The 18,777-nt window shown below is 56.6% G+C and carries 20 protein-coding genes; 9 read left to right on the top strand and 11 right to left on the bottom strand.

Annotated elements, in window-relative coordinates; translation table 11 throughout:
* The first annotated feature begins 48 nt into the window (after window positions 1-48).
* A complete protein-coding gene (ppk2, locus tag L1065_RS00650) occupies window positions 49-918 on the top strand; it encodes a polyphosphate kinase 2 (RefSeq protein ID WP_237093516.1) in 870 nt (289 codons plus the stop codon).
* Window positions 911-1,525: a TetR/AcrR family transcriptional regulator gene (locus tag L1065_RS00645; RefSeq protein WP_237093515.1), complete on the top strand. Its 615-nt coding sequence runs from the start codon at window positions 911-913 to the stop codon at window positions 1,523-1,525. Before ppk2 ends, L1065_RS00645 begins: the two co-directional genes overlap by 8 nt.
* Before the next feature lie 38 nt (window positions 1,526-1,563).
* On the opposite strand, the gene L1065_RS00640 is transcribed toward L1065_RS00645, so the two are convergent.
* The 3 genes from L1065_RS00640 to L1065_RS00630 are packed head-to-tail and all read right to left on the bottom strand — an operon-like array spanning window position 1,564 to window position 4,318.
* Window positions 1,564-2,661: an ABC transporter ATP-binding protein gene (locus tag L1065_RS00640; RefSeq protein WP_237093514.1), complete on the bottom strand. Its 1,098-nt coding sequence runs from the start codon at window positions 2,659-2,661 to the stop codon at window positions 1,564-1,566.
* Window positions 2,658-3,449 (bottom strand): ABC transporter permease subunit, encoded by a 792-nt coding sequence (locus L1065_RS00635; RefSeq protein WP_237093513.1) that lies wholly within the window; start codon window positions 3,447-3,449, stop codon window positions 2,658-2,660. Before L1065_RS00635 ends, L1065_RS00640 begins: the two co-directional genes overlap by 4 nt.
* A gap of 2 nt (window positions 3,450-3,451) precedes the next feature.
* Window positions 3,452-4,318, bottom strand: coding sequence for an ABC transporter permease (locus tag L1065_RS00630; RefSeq protein ID WP_237093512.1), 867 nt, complete (start codon window positions 4,316-4,318; stop codon window positions 3,452-3,454).
* A 231-nt stretch (window positions 4,319-4,549) separates the two neighbouring features.
* On the opposite strand from L1065_RS00630, the gene L1065_RS00625 reads away from it, so the two are divergent.
* Window positions 4,550-5,371, top strand: coding sequence for a calcium-binding protein (locus L1065_RS00625; protein ID WP_237093511.1), 822 nt, complete (start codon window positions 4,550-4,552; stop codon window positions 5,369-5,371).
* Between the two features lie 77 nt (window positions 5,372-5,448).
* Here L1065_RS00625 and rpsI read toward each other — a convergent pair whose 3' ends face one another.
* The 3 genes from rpsI to L1065_RS00610 all read right to left on the bottom strand — a co-directional run bounded on the left by rpsI (window position 5,449) and on the right by L1065_RS00610 (window position 7,947).
* Window positions 5,449-5,940, bottom strand: coding sequence for a 30S ribosomal protein S9 (gene rpsI, locus L1065_RS00620; RefSeq protein WP_237093510.1), 492 nt, complete (start codon window positions 5,938-5,940; stop codon window positions 5,449-5,451).
* 3 nt (window positions 5,941-5,943) lie between these two features.
* A complete protein-coding gene (gene rplM, locus L1065_RS00615; protein WP_237093509.1) occupies window positions 5,944-6,402 on the bottom strand; it encodes a 50S ribosomal protein L13 in 459 nt (152 codons plus the stop codon).
* Window positions 6,403-6,552: 150 nt separating this feature from the next.
* Window positions 6,553-7,947 carry a PLP-dependent aminotransferase family protein gene (locus tag L1065_RS00610; protein ID WP_237093508.1) on the bottom strand — a complete coding sequence of 465 codons (1,395 nt, stop codon included), beginning with the start codon at window positions 7,945-7,947 and terminating at the stop codon, window positions 6,553-6,555.
* Window positions 7,948-8,050: 103 nt separating this feature from the next.
* On the opposite strand from L1065_RS00610, the gene L1065_RS00605 reads away from it, so the two are divergent.
* Entirely contained in the window at window positions 8,051-8,272 is a 222-nt protein-coding gene (locus L1065_RS00605; protein WP_237093507.1) for a DUF1127 domain-containing protein, read from the top strand.
* An 82-nt stretch (window positions 8,273-8,354) separates the two neighbouring features.
* On the opposite strand, the gene L1065_RS00600 is transcribed toward L1065_RS00605, so the two are convergent.
* The gene (locus L1065_RS00600) at window positions 8,355-8,774 is read right to left on the bottom strand and encodes a PaaI family thioesterase (protein WP_370641114.1); all 420 of its coding nucleotides are present in this window, start codon (window positions 8,772-8,774) and stop codon (window positions 8,355-8,357) included.
* A 54-nt stretch (window positions 8,775-8,828) separates the two neighbouring features.
* On the opposite strand from L1065_RS00600, the gene L1065_RS00595 reads away from it, so the two are divergent.
* The gene (locus L1065_RS00595; RefSeq protein WP_237093505.1) at window positions 8,829-9,611 is read left to right on the top strand and encodes an enoyl-CoA hydratase; all 783 of its coding nucleotides are present in this window, start codon (window positions 8,829-8,831) and stop codon (window positions 9,609-9,611) included.
* Here L1065_RS00595 and L1065_RS00590 read toward each other — a convergent pair.
* The gene (locus L1065_RS00590; protein WP_237093504.1) at window positions 9,608-9,874 is read right to left on the bottom strand and encodes an usg protein; all 267 of its coding nucleotides are present in this window, start codon (window positions 9,872-9,874) and stop codon (window positions 9,608-9,610) included. The two genes, L1065_RS00595 and L1065_RS00590, sit on opposite strands and share 4 nt — an antisense overlap.
* 203 nt (window positions 9,875-10,077) lie before the next feature.
* Between L1065_RS00590 and gyrA the strand changes: the two genes are divergently transcribed.
* The 3 genes from gyrA (at window position 10,078) to gluQRS (ending at window position 15,399) form a co-directional block, all read left to right on the top strand.
* Window positions 10,078-12,834 carry a DNA gyrase subunit A gene (gyrA, locus tag L1065_RS00585; RefSeq protein WP_237093503.1) on the top strand — a complete coding sequence of 919 codons (2,757 nt, stop codon included), beginning with the start codon at window positions 10,078-10,080 and terminating at the stop codon, window positions 12,832-12,834.
* Window positions 12,835-13,059: 225 nt separating this feature from the next.
* Window positions 13,060-14,418, top strand: coding sequence for a methylenetetrahydrofolate--tRNA-(uracil(54)-C(5))-methyltransferase (FADH(2)-oxidizing) TrmFO (gene trmFO, locus L1065_RS00580; RefSeq protein ID WP_237093502.1), 1,359 nt, complete (start codon window positions 13,060-13,062; stop codon window positions 14,416-14,418).
* Between the two features lie 120 nt (window positions 14,419-14,538).
* Window positions 14,539-15,399 carry a tRNA glutamyl-Q(34) synthetase GluQRS gene (gluQRS, locus tag L1065_RS00575; protein WP_237093501.1) on the top strand — a complete coding sequence of 287 codons (861 nt, stop codon included), beginning with the start codon at window positions 14,539-14,541 and terminating at the stop codon, window positions 15,397-15,399.
* Here gluQRS and hisI read toward each other — a convergent pair.
* The gene (gene hisI, locus L1065_RS00570; protein ID WP_237093500.1) at window positions 15,396-15,755 is read right to left on the bottom strand and encodes a phosphoribosyl-AMP cyclohydrolase; all 360 of its coding nucleotides are present in this window, start codon (window positions 15,753-15,755) and stop codon (window positions 15,396-15,398) included. The two genes, gluQRS and hisI, sit on opposite strands and share 4 nt — an antisense overlap.
* Window positions 15,756-15,825: 70 nt before the next feature.
* Here hisI and L1065_RS00565 point away from each other — a divergent pair, with 70 nt between their 5' ends.
* Window positions 15,826-16,278 (top strand): iron-sulfur cluster assembly scaffold protein, encoded by a 453-nt coding sequence (locus L1065_RS00565; protein ID WP_237093499.1) that lies wholly within the window; start codon window positions 15,826-15,828, stop codon window positions 16,276-16,278.
* A gap of 174 nt (window positions 16,279-16,452) precedes the next feature.
* Here the strand turns inward: L1065_RS00565 and L1065_RS15790 are convergent, their stop codons facing one another.
* Window positions 16,453-16,575, bottom strand: coding sequence for a hypothetical protein (locus L1065_RS15790; protein WP_255765939.1), 123 nt, complete (start codon window positions 16,573-16,575; stop codon window positions 16,453-16,455).
* Between the two features lie 108 nt (window positions 16,576-16,683).
* A complete protein-coding gene (gene recG, locus L1065_RS00560; protein ID WP_237093497.1) occupies window positions 16,684-18,771 on the bottom strand; it encodes an ATP-dependent DNA helicase RecG in 2,088 nt (695 codons plus the stop codon).
* Window positions 18,772-18,777 lie beyond the last annotated feature (6 nt).

The raw sequence follows: 18,777 nt of genomic DNA, 5'->3' as shown, positions 1-18,777 counted from the left end.
TCACGGCTTTGAACCCACGCCATACTGGGCCAACCGGGAGAAACACGCATGAGCACACCTTTTGATGGCGCGATCACAGACTACTTCAAAAACGAAGCGCCTGATGAGGTCCGCACACGGATCAAAGAGGCTAAAAAAGGGCGTATCCTGAACCCCTCCTACCCCTACACCGAACGTCAGGACCGCAAAGACTATGAGGCGCATCTGGCCGCTTTGCAGATCGAGCTGGTCAAGATGCAATCATGGGTCAAGGAAAGCGGCGCCCGCGTCGCCGTGGTGTTTGAGGGCCGCGACGCCGCTGGCAAAGGCGGCACGATCAAACGGTTTCGCGAAAACCTGAACCCGCGGGGCGCAAAAGTGGTGGCGCTGTCCAAACCCACAGATGCCGAAGCCAGCCAATGGTATTTTCAGCGCTACATTGATCACCTGCCCTCGGGCGGTCAGATCACCTTTTTCGATCGCAGCTGGTACAATCGCGGCGTGGTGGAACATGTTTTTGGCTTCTGCACGCCCGAGCAACGCAAACATTGGTTCAGCCAGGTGGTTCCGTTTGAACAGATGTTGGTCGATGACGGGGTCAAACTGGTCAAGCTGTGGCTGAATGTGGGGCGCGCCGAACAGTTGCGCCGCTTTATGGACCGCGAAGGCGACCCCCTTAAACAATGGAAACTCTCCTGGATCGATGTTGAAGGCCTCAGGAAATGGGATGGCTATACGGCGGCGATTGGCGAGACGCTCAAGAAAACCCATACGGATGTGACACCTTGGACGGTTGTGCGCAGTGATGACAAACGCCGCGCCCGTATCGCTGCCATCCAGACATTGCTTGGCCAGTTGGACTACACTGGCAAAGACGCATCAGCGATCGGCAAGATGGACCCTGCGATTGCGGGTGGCCCCATGGTGTGGGATGCCTAAACGCGGCTATCATCACGGCAACCTTCGCCAAGCGCTGGTCGATGCTGCCCTGCGTCTGATCGAGGAAAAGGGCCCGACGGGATTTACCCTGTCAGAGGCATCCAAAACCGCAGGCGTGACACCCGCAGCCGTTTACCGGCACTTTGAAGGCCGCGAAGAGTTGATTGCGGAAGCCGCGCGCCAAGGCTACGAAATCTTTGCTGACCTGCTCGAATTTGCTTACAGCGATAAACCCTCTGCCCTTGCCGCATTTGAAGCGACAGGTCGGGCCTATCTCGCCTTTGCGCGCCGCTATCCCGGGCATTATGTCGCCATGTTCGAAAGCGGCGTTTCGATCCAGCGGACCCCTGAATTGAACGCAGTGGCGACACGCGCCTTAGGTGTGCTGGAAAAAGCCGCGACGGATTTATCTGAACATATCCCGCCAGAAAAACGGCCGCCGCCCCAGATGTTTTCCGCCCATATCTGGGCGATGAGTCACGGGGTCGTCGAATTATTCGCCCGTGGCAGCCCCGGCACGCGCAGCCCCTTCCCGCCTGAGGACTTGTTGGAATCAGGTATCGGGATTTACTTGCGCGGTTTGGGACTGATTGACCCCGACGCATAGAAAAACCTTCCAAGAAGGTTTTTGCGGCGGCAGATTATTCAAGAATAATCTGCCTGCTGGTCGTTGAACAGCACGATGGATCCTGCGTTCCAACTGACCCGTGTTTGCGTGCCAACATCCAGAATGGGCCGACCCACCAGATTTTTCATCGACAGGGCCAGGGGTTTGGCAACACCGTCAATTTGAAGATCATAATAGGTCATATCGCCATAGTATTCGACTTCTGTAATGGTTGCCGGAGCAACTGTGCCGCGATCGGCCTCGCCGTCAAAAAGGATCGACATGGTTTCAGGACGGATCCCCACATAAGCTGGACCAAGCCGCGCCCCCGCCGGCGCTTGATCTGGCGCAAGCGTGATGCGTCCAAGCCCTGCGATGGTCAGTGCGATTGGATCCGTTCCCACGACATCGGCCTGCAGAATATTCATAAAGCCGATAAACTCTCCCACTTGGCGGCTGATCGGGCGCCGATAGAGCGTTTGGGGGTCGGCCAATTGGGCAATGCGTCCTTCAAACATCACCGCGATGCGATCCGACATGATCAGCGCTTCTTCCTGGTCGTGTGTGACAAGAATGAACGTGATGCCGACCTGCCGCTGCAAGCGGCGCAATTCTGATTGCATCTGTTCACGCAGCTTTTTGTCAAGCGCCGACAAGGGTTCGTCCAATAGCAAAACCTTGGGCTTCAGGATCAATGCGCGCGCCAAAGCCACGCGTTGCCGCTGTCCACCTGACAAAGCGTTGGCCGCGCGGCTGCCGAACCCTGCAAGACCAACCATTGCCAACGCCTCATCAACGGCTTTGGATCGCTCGGCTTTTGACATGCCCGATTTGCGCAGGCCAAAGGCCACATTTTCGGCCACGTTCAGATGCGGAAAAATGGCGTAGCTTTGAAATACCATATTGGTCGGGCGTTGATTGGCTGGCACGCCGTTCATATCCCGATCACTGATCATCACTGTGCCGTCGCTGACCTGCTCGAACCCCGCGATGGTGCGCAAAAGCGTGGTCTTGCCGCAGCCCGAGGGCCCAAGCAGAGAGAAAAACTCGCCCGCTTCGATAGACAGATCAATATCGCGCAGCGCATGGTAATCGCCGTAGTGTTTTTGCACAGCTGTCAGCCTGATGATGCTCATAAAAAGCCCCCTGTGTCCTTGAGCCCTGCCCGTCTAAGCCCGCGTCTGCGCATCCATTCGGCAAACACCAGCAAGCAAATCGACAGCGCCACAAGGATCGTGCCAAGCGCCATAACCACGGGCAGTTTGGCAGGAAAGCGCAGTTGCGACCATAGGTAGACAGGCAAGGTCGGATCGGTAGATGTCAGGAAAAACGCGATGATGAATTCATCCAGACTGATGGTGAAACTGATCAGCAATGACGCGATGATGCCAGGCCAGACCAGCGGCAGGGTCACGAGACGAAACGCGCTGAACGGGCTTTCGCCCAGATCACGCGCGGCCTCTTCCAAAGCAGGATCGATATTTTGAAAGCTGGAATTCAGAATGGCGATGCAAAACGGCATGCAGATCAGCACATGACCCGCAATGACCGCCCAATTGCCCAATGGTAACCCCAGTTGTAAAAACACCACCAAAAGCGCCACCGCCACGATGATTTCCGGCAAGACCAGCGGCAACATGATCAGCCCCAATATGCCGCGCTTGAAGGGGAACTGATAGCCTACCCCCGCCCGCGCGGCGCAAATTCCCAAAAGCGTCGCAATCAACGCCGTGATCGATGCGATCGTCAGGCTGGTTTGCACCGACCCCACCAAGGCGGGGATCGCTGGCAATTCGCGGAACCATTGGGTTGTGAACCCCTGCAGTGGAAAGGCGATGATGGTCGCGTCATTGAACGCAAACAGCGGCAAAAGCAAAATCGGTGCATAAAGAAACACCAGATAGATGATGGCATAGCCGCGCACCGTTACCGCCCCCTCAGATAGCGACGGTTCAGCCAGACAAAGAGAAGCGAGATGATGGTCACACTCAGCATCGCAGTGACCGCAAGTGCGGCCCCCATAGGCGCGTTATTGAGCTTGAGAAATTGCGTCTGGATCATATTGGCAATCATCAGACCACCCGGCCCGCCCACCAACCGTGGCGTGATATAGTCACCGATCACGGGGATAAAGACGATCAACACCGCAGCCACCACGCCAGGCATGGCCAAGGGCAAAGTCACACGAAAGAAGGTGCGCAGCTTGCTTTCACCAAGATCCTGACTGGCCTCTAGCAGGGACCTGTCTATTTTCTCCAAAGCCACAAAAATCGGCAGGATCGCGAAAGGCGCAAAGGCATGTGCCAAAGTGATCACAACCGCGTTGAGGTTATAAAGGATAAAGGACAGCGGCTCATCAATCAGGCCTAGGCCGACCAGCCCCGAATTGACCACACCGTTATACCCAAGGATCACCTTCCACAAAAACACGCGGATCAGATAACTGGTCCAGAAGGGAATGGTGATCAAAAACAACCAAAGCGACTTGCGCGATGGGTGGACATGAAAGCTGATGAAATACGCCACAGGAAAGGCCGTAAGGACCGTCACCAACGTCACCATCGCTGCAATATAAAGCGAACGCGCAAGCAGCTGGCCATAAAGCGGGTCTGTGGCGGCCTCCACATAGTTGGCGGTTGTTAGGGTGCGATCAAGCGTCAGGAAATCCTGGCTCCAAAAGCTGAGCAGCAAGATCATGCACAACGGTCCAGCCAACAGTACAAGCGCCGTCAGAAATGGCGGGCTGACCAGCAGCAATCCCGATTTGTTTTCTGACGAAAGACCGCTTTTCATATCGATAAGAGTGAAGCCGAAACACAATCAGTGCAATCTCGAAATGCATATCTTGTGGTAAATCCCGCGATCGGCGCGCCGCCTTAAAATTGTCCAATGCCGCGCGGATTGCACCAGCAGCACCGCCCAATCCAGCAGGATTAACCTTAATCGTTTCATGCTTTGCACCGATTACTGCCGCATTTGACGGCTAATCCGATGGGTAACGAAATCCTATTCGAGGCGAAAACCATGCTTTCAGCAGTACTCATGATGATCCTGAGCGGCTCGCTCATCCTGCCGTCTGGTTCGGATGATGATGACGGTTTCAAAGGCACAAGTGGCGATGACCAATTCGATGGCGCTGATGGCGATGATGTGGTGCGCGGCCACGATGGTGACGATCAACTGGCTGGCGGCGACGGTGAAGATATTGTGGCCGGTGGGCGCGGTGATGATCTGATGTCGGGGGGTGGCCAAAACGACATCATCCGCGGCGGTCACGGCGACGATGAAATCAGCGGCGGCAACGGGTCCGACTATATCAATGGCGGTCGCGGCGACGATATCATCGAAGGCGGAAGCGGCAATGACGACATCGAAGGGTGGCGCGGCCACGACTATATTGATGGCGGCAATGGTGATGACATGATCAGTGGCGCGCGCGGTCAGGACGTATTGATCGGCGGCAAAGGCGACGACTTTTTGAATGGGGGTCGTGGCGCAGACACGCTGGACGGTGGACGCGACGACGACATCCTGTTTGTCGATGACCGTGCTGGTGACGAGCTGACAGGCGGCCAAGGCGCAGACATCTTTGCGATTGATGACAATGCACGCAACGTGACGATCTGGGATTACGGATCGGGCAACGACCAGATCTATCTGAACCAACCTGACGGCGGCGCGCCCAAAGTTGTCGAGATATTCCCACGCGATGACGGATCGGTTGTGATCTTTGCCGATGATATCGAAATGGCACGGGTCTACGGTGATGTCGCATCCCTGAGCGCGGCAGATATCCAGTTTACCGACTTTGCCAAGATGGCGGCGGACAACGGCGTTACCCTCTGATCGCCCTGCCCTGACCGAAAATGAAAAAGGCCGCATCCAACGATGCGGCCATTCTTTTTGTTGGTATGTTCCGAACCTTAGCGCTTCGAGAACTGGAAGCTCTTACGGGCTTTCGCTTTACCGTATTTCTTACGCTCAACCACACGGCTGTCGCGTGTCAGGAAGCCAGCAGCTTTCAGCGCACCGCGCAGCGCGGGATCATAAAGTTGCAGCGCTTTCGAGATGCCGTGCTTGACCGCACCGGCTTGACCCGAAAGACCGCCACCTTTGACAGTCGCCATCACGTCGAACTGATCTTCTGTGCCCGAAACCGTGAACGGCTGGCGCAGGATCATTTGCAGAACGGGGCGTGCAAAATAGGTGTTCAGCTCTTTGCCGTTGACCGTTACCTTACCCGAACCTGGTTTGATCCAGACACGCGCAACGGCATCTTTACGCTTGCCAGTGGCATAGGCGCGGCCAAGCTCGTCACGGACGGGCTCGCGTGGGGCCAATTCAACTTCTGCTGGTGCAACAGTACCTTCGGCAACTGCGTTCAGCTCGTCGAGGCTTTTGATTTCTTCAGCCATCTATCAGACCCTCGTATTCTTGGAGTTCATGGACGCGACATCAAGCACTTCTGGGCTTTGGGCCTCATGTGGGTGCTCGGCACCTGCGTAAACGCGCAGGTTTGTCATTTGAACGCGGCTCAGGCGGTTGCCTGGCAGCATGCGCTTGACGGCTTGCATCACTACGCGCTCTGGGTATTTGCCCTCGAGGATCTGACCGGTTGTGCGCGATTTGATGCCACCTGGGTAGCCTGTGTGCCAGTAGTTTGGCTTGTCGCGTTTCTTGCCTGTCAGTTGGATTTTGTCAGCGTTGATCACGATGACGTTGTCGCCCATATCCATGTGGGGTGTGAAGGATGGCTTGTGCTTGCCGCGCAAACGCATCGCAACAATCGACGCAAGACGGCCCAACACCACGCCTTCGGCGTCGATGATGATCCACTTCTTGTCGATATCTGCAGGTGTCGCAGAGAAGGTTTTCATGTTTCAATTCCTTGAGATACTCAGCAGGTCGCCCTGCCAGAATTCGATTGGGCGGTTATATAGGGGCTGCAAACACAGTCAACAGCGACAAAACTGTTTTATTGATGCATTTTCAAAGGGTTACAAAATAGGTATTTATTTACCCCACACCTAAACCGCGATCGTCTCTGGCGGGTTATCCAGCAATTTGCGCAAACGCACCATTGCCTCGCCCCATAAGTCGATCGAGATATGCGCATTCACCGAAATCCGCACGGCATGGGGCGCACGCCCGTCGCGCAAGGCGAATTCATCGGCAGATCGGATTTGCACACCTTCGCGTTCGGCGGCACGCACAAAGGCCTCTGCACGCCAGCCATCGGGCAGACGCATCCACAAAAACGGAACTTCGGACCGCCAGACCACATCATAGCCGCCCAATTCATTAATGCCGACCTTAAGATAGGCACCAATCTGTTTGCGGACCGCATCCGCGATCTGCTTGGCGGCGGGATCGGCCAATATCAGGCGGGTCACTTCGGCAAGGGGACGCGCAATGCCAAAAAACCCGTATTCTGCATAGCGGCGCAAATCGCTGGCCCGCCCTTCCGGCGCAATGGCAAACCCAATGCGCAACGACGGTGTGAGCGATTTCGAGATCGAGGTCACATACCAAGCCCGTCCTTTATACAGGGACCGAAACGTCGGCGCCTGCATGGTGCCGATGCGGTAACAATCATCTTCCAAAATATCGAAATCACATCGTTTCGCCACCGCGACCAAGGCTTCGCGCCGCGCAAGCGGGCAAAACCCACCTGTCGGGTTCTGCACTTCTGGGGTCAGACACAAAAGCTGTGCGCCTGTGTTGCGGGCGATGCGCTCAACCTCTGCGGGGATCGGGCCATGTTCATCCATGGGCACCGCGACCACATCGGCGCGCAGTGTTTCTGCCGCGCGGCGGAATCCCGGATAGCACAGATCCTCAACCATGATCACAGGTTTCGGCCCCGTCAGCACCGCCTGCATCACCAGCGAAATCGCGCTTTGTCCGCCATGGGCAAAGACCACATGTTGCTCTGCAAGCGGACCAATCAAAACATCGCTCATCCAGTCCACAACGGCTTGGCGTGCAGGCTTATAATCTTCGCGGATCGGATAATTCAAAAACTCCAGCGGTTCGGCCTTTGCCACTTTTGCAAAGGCCGCCCGCATCAACGCCACCTGCCCCATATCGGGCAGTCGCGGACTGAACAGGTTGATCATCGCTGCACTGTCATCGGGTTTCAGGCGCGACCACACATCATCGAGCACTTGGGTCTTGGGCGCCGCCACAAAGGTGCCGCGCCCCACTTCGGCCTGCAACAGCCCTTCGTCGGTCAGGATCGTATAAGCCCGTGCAACGGTGCCGGGTGTCATTTCCAGACGCCAGGACAGATCGCGCACGGGCGGCAGCTTGGTCCCTTGGGGCAATTCACCCGTTGCCACCGCGTTGCGGATGGCCTGCGCCACGGCTTTGTATTTTGAGGACATCCCCTCGGGCAGCTTTGGCACCCAAATTGTATTCATTACAATATTTCCATAGATTCAGCACATTTTCGATTGTATCAATATTTTTGTAGCAGATACGCTACATTGTATCAATACAATTAACGCGTAGGAGGAATACCCAATGACACGCGATATGCCACTTCTCGACCTTCTTGATCTGACACGGCCCCTGCCACCGTTTTCAGCGCTTGTCGTGAAAGTTGCCGTTGCCCTGGTCACTTGGGAGACCCGTGCGCGAACGCGAAAACAATTGGCGGCGCTGGATGATCACCTGCTCAAGGACATCGGACTGGCAAGGCGCGACGCAACACGCGAAGCCAACCGCCGCTTTTATCAACGCTAGAGTTACCTAAGGTCGGCTGCGTCTTCCCTGCCGTAGCTGACCCTTCCTGACCCCAAGGCCCCCGTGCCTTGGGGTTTTTTTGTCACTCAGGCGGGATGGAATATGTCAGACTGGCCCGCGCCACCGCCCTGTCCGACCCATCCGACATCAGAACGCAATCGCCCACCGCAAGGACGCGACCAAGCTTCAAAAGCCTGAAATCACACAGTAAATCGCGGCCCGCTTCGGGCTTGCGCATAAAATCGATGCTACAGTTGGTCGTCACAGTCAGCGCCTTGGGACCGATACGCGCAAGGATCGCCAGATAGGCGCTTACATCGGCCAAGGCAAACATGGACGGCCCCGACACCGTTCCGCCCGGGCGCAAATGGCGGTCGGCAACAACCAATCGCACGCGTATGCCAGACGCGGTGATCTCCTCGATCGTGAAGTCATCCGCAACCTGCGGAAAGGCCTGCACCAGAAACGCGTTTAAGTCTTCGATATTCATCACAGCTTGCATTGCCAAACCCCTCTGCCTGCGCCTAGTCTTGGCTAAATTTCGTGGAGGAACAAGATGGCTTTACTTGAACGCAGTGATGCGCACGGCGTGGCAACGATCACGCTGAATACGCCGGAAACGTTGAACGCATTGTCCCTAGATATGATTGCGGCCGTGCACGGAATGTTTGATACAATCGCCGCGGATGAAGCGATCCGCGTCACTGTGTTGAAAGGCGCGGGCAAAGCGTTTTGCGCAGGTCACAATCTGCGCGAGATGCAAACCATGCGCCAAAGCCCCGACAAAGGGGCCACTGCGCTCAAAGGGTTGTTTGATGCCTGCGCCGCCATGATGCAGCGCATTCCGACCCTCCCCCAACCCGTCATCGCGCAAACCCACGGCATCGCCACCGCCGCAGGTTGCCAGCTTGTCGCCAGTTGTGATCTTGCTGTCTCGGCGCAGGACTGTCGATTTGGCGTCAACGGGGTGAATATCGGGCTGTTCTGCTCAACGCCGATGGTCGCCCTGTCGCGCAATATTCCACGCAAGCAGGCGTTCGAGATGCTGACGACGGGTGATTTCATCCATGCCGACCGCGCCCTTGATCTGGGGTTGGTGAACCGCATTGTGCCTGCCGCTGATCTTGAGGCCGAGACACAGGCATTGGCCCAACAGATCGCGGGCAAATTGGGCAGCGCCGTGCGCATCGGCAAGCGCGCTTTTTACGACCAGCTTCAGATGCCACTGGACGCCGCCTATGCCTATACAGGCGATGTGATGCTCGAAAATATGGCCAATGATGACACCGCCGAAGGCATCGCCGCATTCATCGAGAAGCGGGCACCTGACTGGGGTTAATGCAGAGTAAATTCGCCTTGCACATTGCGCCACTCGCCGGGGCTCACCTCTTTGCGGTGCGTGAAGCGGACGGAATGTAGCGGCCCTTCGATGTCGCGCTGCCAAAACTCGATAAATTTGAACAATTTGGGATGGTCTGGCGCAAGATCATAGTCCTGCCAGATGAAAGTATTCAGCACATGCGGCGCGTCAGGCATGTGATAGAAAAACTCGGCCAGTGTCAGGCCATAACCACGCAACATCAGTTCTGTTTCTGAACGCATTTTTAACCTCGTCGTTTCTTATGTCTTCGACATTGACGAACGGGAAATAACTTTTCAACAAAAACAATATGTTAGCAGCATTGTGTCATTGGTGCTAACAGCCTGCGCTGCCCCCCATTGCACCCCATATGCGGCCTCTGCTATACATAAAGCAACAAGATATAGACGCCGCACAACAGCGCGGCCAAAGGGCGGAAAATCACATGAGCGACACCCCAGAAACACCTGAAAACGCAGAAGAAAATGGCGATCAGGGATATGTCTATGACGGTCCATCCGTCAGCATCGTAGACGAGATGAAAACGGCCTATCTGGACTACGCGATGTCCGTGATTGTCAGCCGCGCGATTCCTGACCTGCGTGACGGTTTGAAACCGGTGCACCGCAGGATCATCTATTCGATGTATGAAAAAGGGTATACGGCCGACAAACCCTATCGCAAATCCGCCAAGTCCGTGGGCGATGTGATGGGCAGCTACCACCCGCACGGCGACAGTGCGATCTATGACGCGCTGGTGCGGATGGCGCAGGATTTCAGCATGTCCGTGCCCCTGATTGACGGGCAAGGCAACTTTGGCTCAATGGATGGTGATAACGCCGCCGCCATGCGGTACACGGAATCGCGGCTTGACAAGGTCGCCGCCTCCCTGACCGCCGACATCGAAAAAGAGACGGTCGATTTTCAGGACAACTACGACGGCAAGGAACGTGAGCCGACGGTTCTGCCCGCGCGTTACCCGAATATGCTGGTGAATGGCGCTGGTGGTATCGCCGTGGGCATGGCCACCAATATCCCGCCGCATAACCTGGGCGAGATCATCAACGCGACCCTGGCCCTGATCGAAAACCCCGATATGACGTCAGAGGATCTGATTGAATATGTGCCTGGCCCCGATTTCCCAACGGGTGGCATCATGCTTGGCCGTTCGGGCGCACGCAAAGCCTATCTGGAAGGACGCGGCAGCATCGTGATCCGCGCCAAAACTCGTGTCGAAGAGATCCGCAAAGACCGCTTTGCCATCATCCTTGATGAAATTCCCTATCAGGTGAATAAGGCGACAATGATCGACAAGATCGCCGAACTGGTGCGTGAGAAAAAGGTCGAAGGCATCAGCCACGTTCAAGACGAATCTGACCGCAATGGCGTGCGCGTTGTCATTGAGTTGAAACGCGATGCCACCGCCGAAGTGGTGCTGAACCAACTGTTCCGCTTCACCCCGATGCAGACCAGCTTTGGTGCGAATATGCTGGCGCTGAACGGGGGAAAGCCCGAGCAGCTGACCTTGTTGAAGTTCTTGCGCTACTTCATTGATTTTAGGGAAGAAGTTGTCGCGCGCCGCACGGCGTTTGAGCTGCGAAAAGCGCGCGAACGCAGCCATGTGTTATGTGGTTTGGCCGTTGCCGTCTCAAATGTTGACGAGGTGGTTGCAACGATCCGCCAATCCGCAGATGCCGCCGAGGCCCGCCAAAAACTGATGGAGCGTCGCTGGCCCGCCCAAGAAATTCTGCCCTACATCCAACTGATTGACGACCCGACCCACACCGCCAATGAGGACGGCACCTACAACCTGTCCGAAGTTCAGGCCCGCGCAATCCTTGATCTGCGCCTTCAGCGCCTCACCCAGATTGGTGTGAAAGAAGTGACCGACGAGTTGGAAGATCTGGCCGGCAAGATCAAGGAATACCTTGATATCCTGCGCTCGCGCGAGCGGATCATGGCCATCATCGCCCAAGAGCTGACGACCGTGCGCGATCAATTCGCGGTCGAGCGCCGCACCGAGATTGTCGACTGGTCAGGCGATATGGAAGACGAAGACCTGATCGAGCGTGAGGACATGGTCGTGACGGTTACCCAAGGCGGCTATATCAAACGCACCCCCCTTGTGGATTTCCGCGCGCAAAAACGCGGCGGCAAAGGGCTTTCGGGCGGTGCTTTGAAGGACGACGATGTCGTAACCTCTTTGTTTGTGGCCAATACACACACCCAATTGCTGTTTTTCACGACGGATGGGATGGTCTACAAGCTCAAGACATGGCGCCTGCCCCAAGGATCACGCACATCCAAAGGTAAGGCTATCGTTAACATCCTGCCGATCCCGACAGGTGTGTCGATCGCCGCGATCATGCCCGTGGATCGTGACGAAGACGAATGGGATGATCTTCAGGTCGTCTTTGCAACCTCTGCCGGCACGGTGCGTCGCAACAAGCTGTCGGATTTCACCAATGTTATGCGCAACGGTAAAATTGCGATGAAGTTCGAGGGCGAACACGAGGCGACAACTTTGATCAACGCCCGTATCGCCAGTCATGATGATGATGTGATGCTGGTCACAAACTCCGGTCGGGCCATTCGCTTTCCGGCCACGGATGTGCGGGTGTTCAACAGCCGAAATTCGGTCGGTGTGCGCGGCATCAAGCTGCAAGGCGACGATCAAATCGTCTCTATGTCAATCATCCGCCACTTTGAGGCAACGCCAGAAGAACGTGCGGCCTATTTAAAAATGCGTAGGCTTGTCGCAGGCTTAACGGACGACGCTGATGTATCGGATGAAGAAGGCGTGGCCGCGATTAACCTGCCACAAGATCGGTATGCCGAAATGTCGGCGGCTGAAAATCTTATCCTGACCATCACGGCGGGCGGCGCTGGCAAACTGAGCTCAAGCCATGACTATCCCCTGCGCGGCCGCGGCGGCATGGGCGTGATGGCCATGGACAAGGCCATGCGCGGCGGTGAGATCGTCGCGTCCTTCCCCGTAGAGATGGATGATCAGATTATGCTGGCCACATCAAAGGGCCAGTCTATCCGTGTTCCCGTAGAGGGCATCAGCTTCCGGTCGCGCAGCGCAGGTGGCGTCAAGGTATTTGATACAGCCAAAGGCGAAAGTGTTGTGAGCGTTGCCTGGATTGCAGATCAAGGCGACGAGGACGAGGACGCAGATGCCCAAGCCCCTGAAAGCTGATTGTTTCCGATCACGCCCACATTGTTGAAAAAATAAATGTGGCGCGAATGGGGCGAAATGGGTTAAGACTAAGGCAACACACGTCAGGTCCTCCAACCTGATCACATTGCGGCCCCTCCAAGCCGTCACATATACGGGTCCTCCAACCCGAGATCACACCAACCCCTGACGCCACTCACGTCAGGGGTTGTTGCTTTTTGGAAGGCTGCGAATTAGATGCTCCTCATGGAAAACACCCTTCATATCATCGGCGGCGGAATGGCCGGATCAGAGGCCGCTTGGCAGGCCGCAAATATGGGCGTGCAGGTCGTCATTCACGAAATGCGCCCCAAGGTTGGCACCTTTGCCCATCAAACAGGCAATTTGGGCGAAATGGTTTGTTCCAATTCGTTCCGATCCGACGATCATGAACAAAACGCCGTTGGCCTGCTGCATTGGGAGATGGTGCAAGCTGGTGGGTTGATTATGCAAACCGCCTATCAACATCGCCTGCCCGCGGGCGGCGCTTTGGCCGTTGACCGCGATCCATTTGCCGAAACCGTGACAGCCCGCCTGACAGCACATCCGAACATCACTGTCAGCTATGATGAAATCACCACCCTGCCCGAAACCGGCCACTGGATTATCGCAACCGGCCCGTTGACCAGCGGCGCTTTGGCCGATGCGATTGCGGCAGAAACCGGTGCAGAGGCCTTGGCTTTTTTCGATGCCATCGCACCGATTATTTACCACGACAGCATTGACATGAGCCGCGCATGGATGCAGTCGCGCTATGACAAGGGCGATACCGAAGAAGAGCGCACAGCCTATCTGAATTGCCCGATGACAAAGGACCAATATGAGGCCTTTATCGACGCGCTGCTGGCCGCAGACAAAACCGAATTCAAAGAAGGCGAAACCGCAGGCTATTTTGACGGATGTCTACCCATCGAGGTCATGGCAGAACGCGGCCGCGAAACACTGCGCTTTGGCCCGATGAAGCCAGTTGGTCTGACCAATCCGCATCAGCCCGATGTCAAACCCTATGCCGTGGTGCAACTGCGCCGCGATAACGCCTTGGGAACGCTTTACAATATCGTCGGGTTTCAGACCAAGATGAAATACGGCGCCCAAAAAGAGGTGCTGCGCATGATCCCGGGGCTTGAGGACGCGCAATTCGCGCGTCTTGGCGGGATCCACCGCAACACCTTCTTGAATTCTCCGACGTTGCTGGACGATCAGATGCGCCTGCGCTCAAAACCGCACCTGCGCTTTGCAGGCCAGATCACGGGCGTTGAGGGCTATGTCGAAAGTGCCGCAATGGGTCTTTTGGCCGGGCGCATGGCCGCGGCCGACATCTTGGGCCACCCCATCAAAGACGTGCCACAAGAAACGGCTATGGGGGCGTTGATCAAACATATCACTGGTGGCGCAGAGGCCAAAACCTTCCAACCGATGAACGTCAACTTCGGCTTGTTCCCCCCTGTCGAAGGGCTCAAAGGTGGCCGTCGCGGGCGCAAAGACCGCTACAAAGCATATACTGATCGTGCCAAAGCCCTCTGGACCGACTGGCTTGGGCAATCGCAACTGGACGCCGCCGAATAGTCCGCGCTAGGCTTTCGGCATGACCATCACGGCCACAGCTACCACGGCGCAGGAATGTCGCCACGGCCCGCATTTAGGTGAAATCGCAAAGGGATCGGATATGATCGTCCTGCGTCGTCCATGATAACGCGGTTTGCACCATCGCCCACGGGGCCGCTTCATCTGGGGCATGCCTATTCGGCGATCCTTGCCCATGACATGGCGGTTGCCGCGGGTGGCACATTCCTTTTGCGTATCGAAGATATTGATCAATCCCGTGCGCGTGCGCATTGGGAACAACAGATTTACGATGATCTGGACTGGCTTGGTTTGACATGGGAAACGCCTGTTTTGCGCCAGTCCGACAACTTTCACGTCTATGCACAAGCACTTGATACACTTTGGGAACAGGGGGTTTTGTATCCCTGCACCTGCACGCGCAAAGATATTCAAGACGCGCTATCGGCACCACAAGAAGGTGTGTCGCAAATTGGTCCTGACGGGCCGATCTATCCTGGCACCTGCCGACCCAGTGGCCGCCCGTCAGGACAGCGCCCCAACGCGCAAACCCTGCGCCTGAAGATGGATACGCTGGCTGCACAGGCCCCTAAAAGCGCGGTGTCATTTGAAGAAACAGGGCTTGGACCAAATGGCGAAACGGGTGTGAACGCCACAAACGTGGCTACCCTTGCGGCGACCATCGGGGATATTGTTTTGGCCCGCAAAGACATGGGCACGTCCTATCATCTTTCGGTGGTGCTGGACGACGCTGCACAGGGTGTGACCCACGTTGTGCGCGGTCAGGATCTGTTTGACGCAACCACCATTCATGTGTGTTTGCAGCACCTGCTTGGCCTGCCAAGGCCGATCTATCATCACCACAAACTGATCCGCGATAGCGCAGGTAAACGCCTTGCCAAACGCGACGACGCCCGTGCCATTGCCAAATACCGCACTGACGGCGCAAGCCCTGCCGATATTCGCAAAATGGTGGGGCTTTAGTCCATTGGCGACATAAGCTCGGTCATATCTCCATCGGTCACATCTGTATAAAAACAGCTGCGCCGCCCGGTGTGGCAGGCCGCGCCCACCTGATTGACCAGCACCAAAAGGCAATCGCGGTCACAATCCATGCGCATCGCGACCAGCTCTTGAGTATGACCCGACGTGGCCCCTTTGACCCAAAAAGATGCGCGCGACCGTGACCAATAGGTGACCTGACCACTGTCCAATGTCCGCGCCACAGCCTCGGCATTCATCCACGCCAGCATCAGAACCTCGCGGCTGCTTGCGTCTTGTGCAATGACAGGCAAAAGCCCTGCTTCGTTGAATTTGAGTAGGCTTGGATCGAAAGACATGCTGGAAACCTTTTGCATTTTGGTGCCTTGGTATTATCTAGGATCATAGCCAAAGGAAACCGTGCCGCGCATGTCCAGTGATACTGATCTGATCAAGCTTTATTCCGCCCGCATTCTTGCGCTGGCCGCCGATATGCCTGCGGCAGAGAGGCTGGCGGCACCCGATGTATCGGCCAAGCGGCGGTCGCCGCTGTGCGGCTCTGCGGTGACGGTCGATCTGGCTTTGAATGACGGCGTGGTCAGCGGCTATGGACAGGACGTCAAAGCCTGCGCCCTTGGTCAGGCGGCGGCTTCGGTTGTCGGCTCTGCCATCGTGGGCTGCACAAGCGATCAAATCCGCCGCGCACGGGACGAGTTGAAGGCGATGCTGAAATCAGACGGCCCCATCCCAACCGCCCCTTTTGACGGGCTGGAAGTTCTGATCCCTGCACGCGATTACAAAAACCGCCATGCCTCGATCATGCTGGCGCTTGATGCGGCCTGTGATGCGTTGGATGAAACCCAGGCCAGTCAAAACGCATAAAAAAACCGCCGCATATCCGAATGGATAGCGGCGGCAAGGTAACGATCGGGGACATCCCTGAAAACACAAGAGCGGCGAAAGGCAGAACGCGGCTCAGATAAGACGAGGCAGTCGTCACAGCATCAAAGTGGGGACAGGATGCTGGAAGCTTTCAGGGTGATCGTAGGCAGTAACTCAGAAAAAATTAGGCAAGCAAAGCGCAACCGAAAAGATCACTGTCAGCGCAGCAGCACCTGCCAGATCCGTCAGCAAAGTGCCCGATGACCGTTCGATGATTTGTTTGACGTCTGCGATCATGGCGTGTGTTCCTTTGAGTAGCGTCTTGTTGCCGCTTTGTTCTCATTTTATTAACCATCTGTAAAGAACTTTTTGAGAACATTTGCGAACAAAATGTTCCGAACCCCGCTAACCCACTGAAATCAAACGAATTGCCTTGTCCTGCTCCATCAGCCACAGCAGGGTCCGTGCGGCCTGCCCGCGCGCCGTTTCCAACGACGGATCATCGCCCAACAGCTTTCGTGCATCACTTTGGGCCAGTTTCATCAATCCGGCGTCTCGCTCCAGATCGGCGATGCGAAACCGCGGCAGCCCTGATTGTGCGGCACCAATCATGTCACCTGCACCGCGAATGGCCAAATCCTCTTCGGCGATCCGAAAGCCGTCTTCGCTCTCGCGCAGAATTTCAAGGCGGCGGCGGGCCGTATCGGACAACGCCTTGCCAAACATCAGAAGGCAGGTCGATGCAGCGTCCCCCCGCCCCACGCGACCGCGCAGCTGATGCAGCTGTGCCAGCCCGAAACTTTCGGCCCGTTCGATCACCATGATCGTGGCATTTGGCACATTCACCCCCACCTCGATCACGGATGTCGCCACCAGAACCGAGGTTTCACCTGCCACAAACCTTGCCATGGCCGCATCCTTGTCGGCAGGCGGCATCTGCCCGTGGACCAACCCGACACGATCATCGCCCAACTGGGCGCGCAACCGTTTGAACCGTTCTTCGGCCGCAGTCATATCGACCACTTCGCTTTCTTCCACGAGCGGGCAAACCCAATAGGCCTGCGTCCCCTTGGCGATTGTTGCGCGCAGTTTTTCAACCACCTCGTCCAATCGGTCGGTCGAGACCAGAGCCGTCTGGATCGGTTTGCGCCCCGGTGGTTTTTCGTCCAGCACCGACACATCCATATCCCCGTATTGCGCAAGCGACAGGGTCCGCGGGATGGGGGTTGCGGTCATCACCAACATGTCGACCGCGCGTCCCTTTGCCCCCAATTCCATCCGTTGTATGACGCCAAAGCGATGCTGCTCGTCCACAACGGCAAGTCGCAAATCGTCAAATTGCACATCCGCCTGAAACACCGCATGCGTGCCCACAAGGATCTGGATGTCACCGCGTGCCAAAGCCTCAAGCTTGCGAGCCCTTTCACGGCCCTTGTCACGGCCCGTCAAAAGCTCAAGCACAACGCCCGCGCTTTCTGCCAAAGGTTGCAGCCCTTCCAGATGCTGCCGTGCCAGGATTTCGGTGGGGGCCATCATCACACCCTGCCCGCCTGCTTCTACGGCGACCAACAGGGCTTGCATCGCAACCAGCGTTTTGCCCGATCCCACATCGCCCTGTAGCAATCGGTTCATGCGCACAGGCAACGCCATATCCGCCGTGATGTCGGCAATTGCGCGCGATTGTGCGCCTGTCGGCGTGTAGGGCAAAGCGTTCAAAACCTTGCGCTGCAAGACACCGCTTGCATTTGAAATGACCCCTTTGGTTTTACGGGCCACCGTGCGGGCCAAGGCAAGCGTCACCTGATGCGCCATCACCTCGTCATAGGCCAAACGCTGGCGCGCAGCGGGCTGTTGATGCAGGTTTTCTTCGGACGGACGATGCACCAATTGGACGGCGTGGTGCCAATCTGGCCACCTCTCGCGCTGCTTGAGGGCAGGATCAATCCATTCGGCCAGCTCTGGCATCCGCACCAAGGCAGATCCGCTGGCTTTAAGCATCGTCTTTTGGGTCACGCCTGCCGTCAACGGATAGATTGGCTCGAAAAGCGGAATGGTATGGGCCTGCTCAACCGGCAAAATATGGTCGGGGTGAACCATCTGGGCCACCCCGTCAAAATGTTCCAGCTTGCCCGAAACCACCCGCTTTTGACCTGTCGGCAATTGGGCCGTCAGGTATTTTTCATTAGCATGAAAGAACACCAGATCAAAGGCCGTTTGCGCATCTGTGACACTTACGCGGTAGGGCCCGCCTTTTCGGGCGGCGGGTCTATGGGCCCCCACCGTGACCTCAACCGTCACGGTATCTGGGACAGGCACACCCAAAACACTGGCCTTGCGGCGGCGGTCAACGGTCCCACTGGGCAGCGTGAACAACACGTCTTTTGGCGTGGCAATCCCAACACCATCCAGCAGCTTGGCCGATTTCGGACCGATGCCTTCCAGCGTTTCAGTGCTGGCAAAAAGCGGAAACAGAATTTCAGGGCGGCTGCTCATACGCGC

It is taken from the genome of Nereida sp. MMG025 (assembly GCF_021654165.1).
GTDB lineage: Bacteria > Pseudomonadota > Alphaproteobacteria > Rhodobacterales > Rhodobacteraceae > Nereida.
This window is presented reverse-complemented; position numbering and strand designations above follow the sequence as displayed.

Bases quoted from the DNA above. Each gene is read 5' to 3' on its own strand.
- L1065_RS00565 (WP_237093499.1), top strand. From the start codon at position 15,826: ATGTCCAGTGATACTGATCTGATCAAGCTTTATTCCGCCCGCATTCTT.
- gyrA (WP_237093503.1), top strand. From the start codon at position 10,078: ATGAGCGACACCCCAGAAACACCTGAAAACGCAGAAGAAAATGGCGAT.
- L1065_RS00595 (WP_237093505.1), top strand. From the start codon at position 8,829: ATGGCTTTACTTGAACGCAGTGATGCGCACGGCGTGGCAACGATCACG.
- L1065_RS00590 (WP_237093504.1), bottom strand. From the start codon at position 9,874: ATGCGTTCAGAAACAGAACTGATGTTGCGTGGTTATGGCCTGACACTG.
- L1065_RS15790 (WP_255765939.1), bottom strand. From the start codon at position 16,575: ATGATCGCAGACGTCAAACAAATCATCGAACGGTCATCGGGCACTTTG.
- rpsI (WP_237093510.1), bottom strand. From the start codon at position 5,940: ATGGCTGAAGAAATCAAAAGCCTCGACGAGCTGAACGCAGTTGCCGAA.
- rplM (WP_237093509.1), bottom strand. From the start codon at position 6,402: ATGAAAACCTTCTCTGCGACACCTGCAGATATCGACAAGAAGTGGATC.
- L1065_RS00625 (WP_237093511.1), top strand. From the start codon at position 4,550: ATGCTTTCAGCAGTACTCATGATGATCCTGAGCGGCTCGCTCATCCTG.
- L1065_RS00610 (WP_237093508.1), bottom strand. From the start codon at position 7,947: ATGAATACAATTTGGGTGCCAAAGCTGCCCGAGGGGATGTCCTCAAAA.
- trmFO (WP_237093502.1), top strand. From the start codon at position 13,060: ATGGAAAACACCCTTCATATCATCGGCGGCGGAATGGCCGGATCAGAG.
- recG (WP_237093497.1), bottom strand. From the start codon at position 18,771: ATGAGCAGCCGCCCTGAAATTCTGTTTCCGCTTTTTGCCAGCACTGAA.
- L1065_RS00645 (WP_237093515.1), top strand. From the start codon at position 911: ATGCCTAAACGCGGCTATCATCACGGCAACCTTCGCCAAGCGCTGGTC.
- gluQRS (WP_237093501.1), top strand. From the start codon at position 14,539: ATGATAACGCGGTTTGCACCATCGCCCACGGGGCCGCTTCATCTGGGG.
- L1065_RS00640 (WP_237093514.1), bottom strand. From the start codon at position 2,661: ATGAGCATCATCAGGCTGACAGCTGTGCAAAAACACTACGGCGATTAC.
- L1065_RS00600 (WP_370641114.1), bottom strand. From the start codon at position 8,774: ATGCAAGCTGTGATGAATATCGAAGACTTAAACGCGTTTCTGGTGCAG.
- L1065_RS00630 (WP_237093512.1), bottom strand. From the start codon at position 4,318: ATGAAAAGCGGTCTTTCGTCAGAAAACAAATCGGGATTGCTGCTGGTC.
- hisI (WP_237093500.1), bottom strand. From the start codon at position 15,755: ATGTCTTTCGATCCAAGCCTACTCAAATTCAACGAAGCAGGGCTTTTG.
- ppk2 (WP_237093516.1), top strand. From the start codon at position 49: ATGAGCACACCTTTTGATGGCGCGATCACAGACTACTTCAAAAACGAA.
- L1065_RS00605 (WP_237093507.1), top strand. From the start codon at position 8,051: ATGACACGCGATATGCCACTTCTCGACCTTCTTGATCTGACACGGCCC.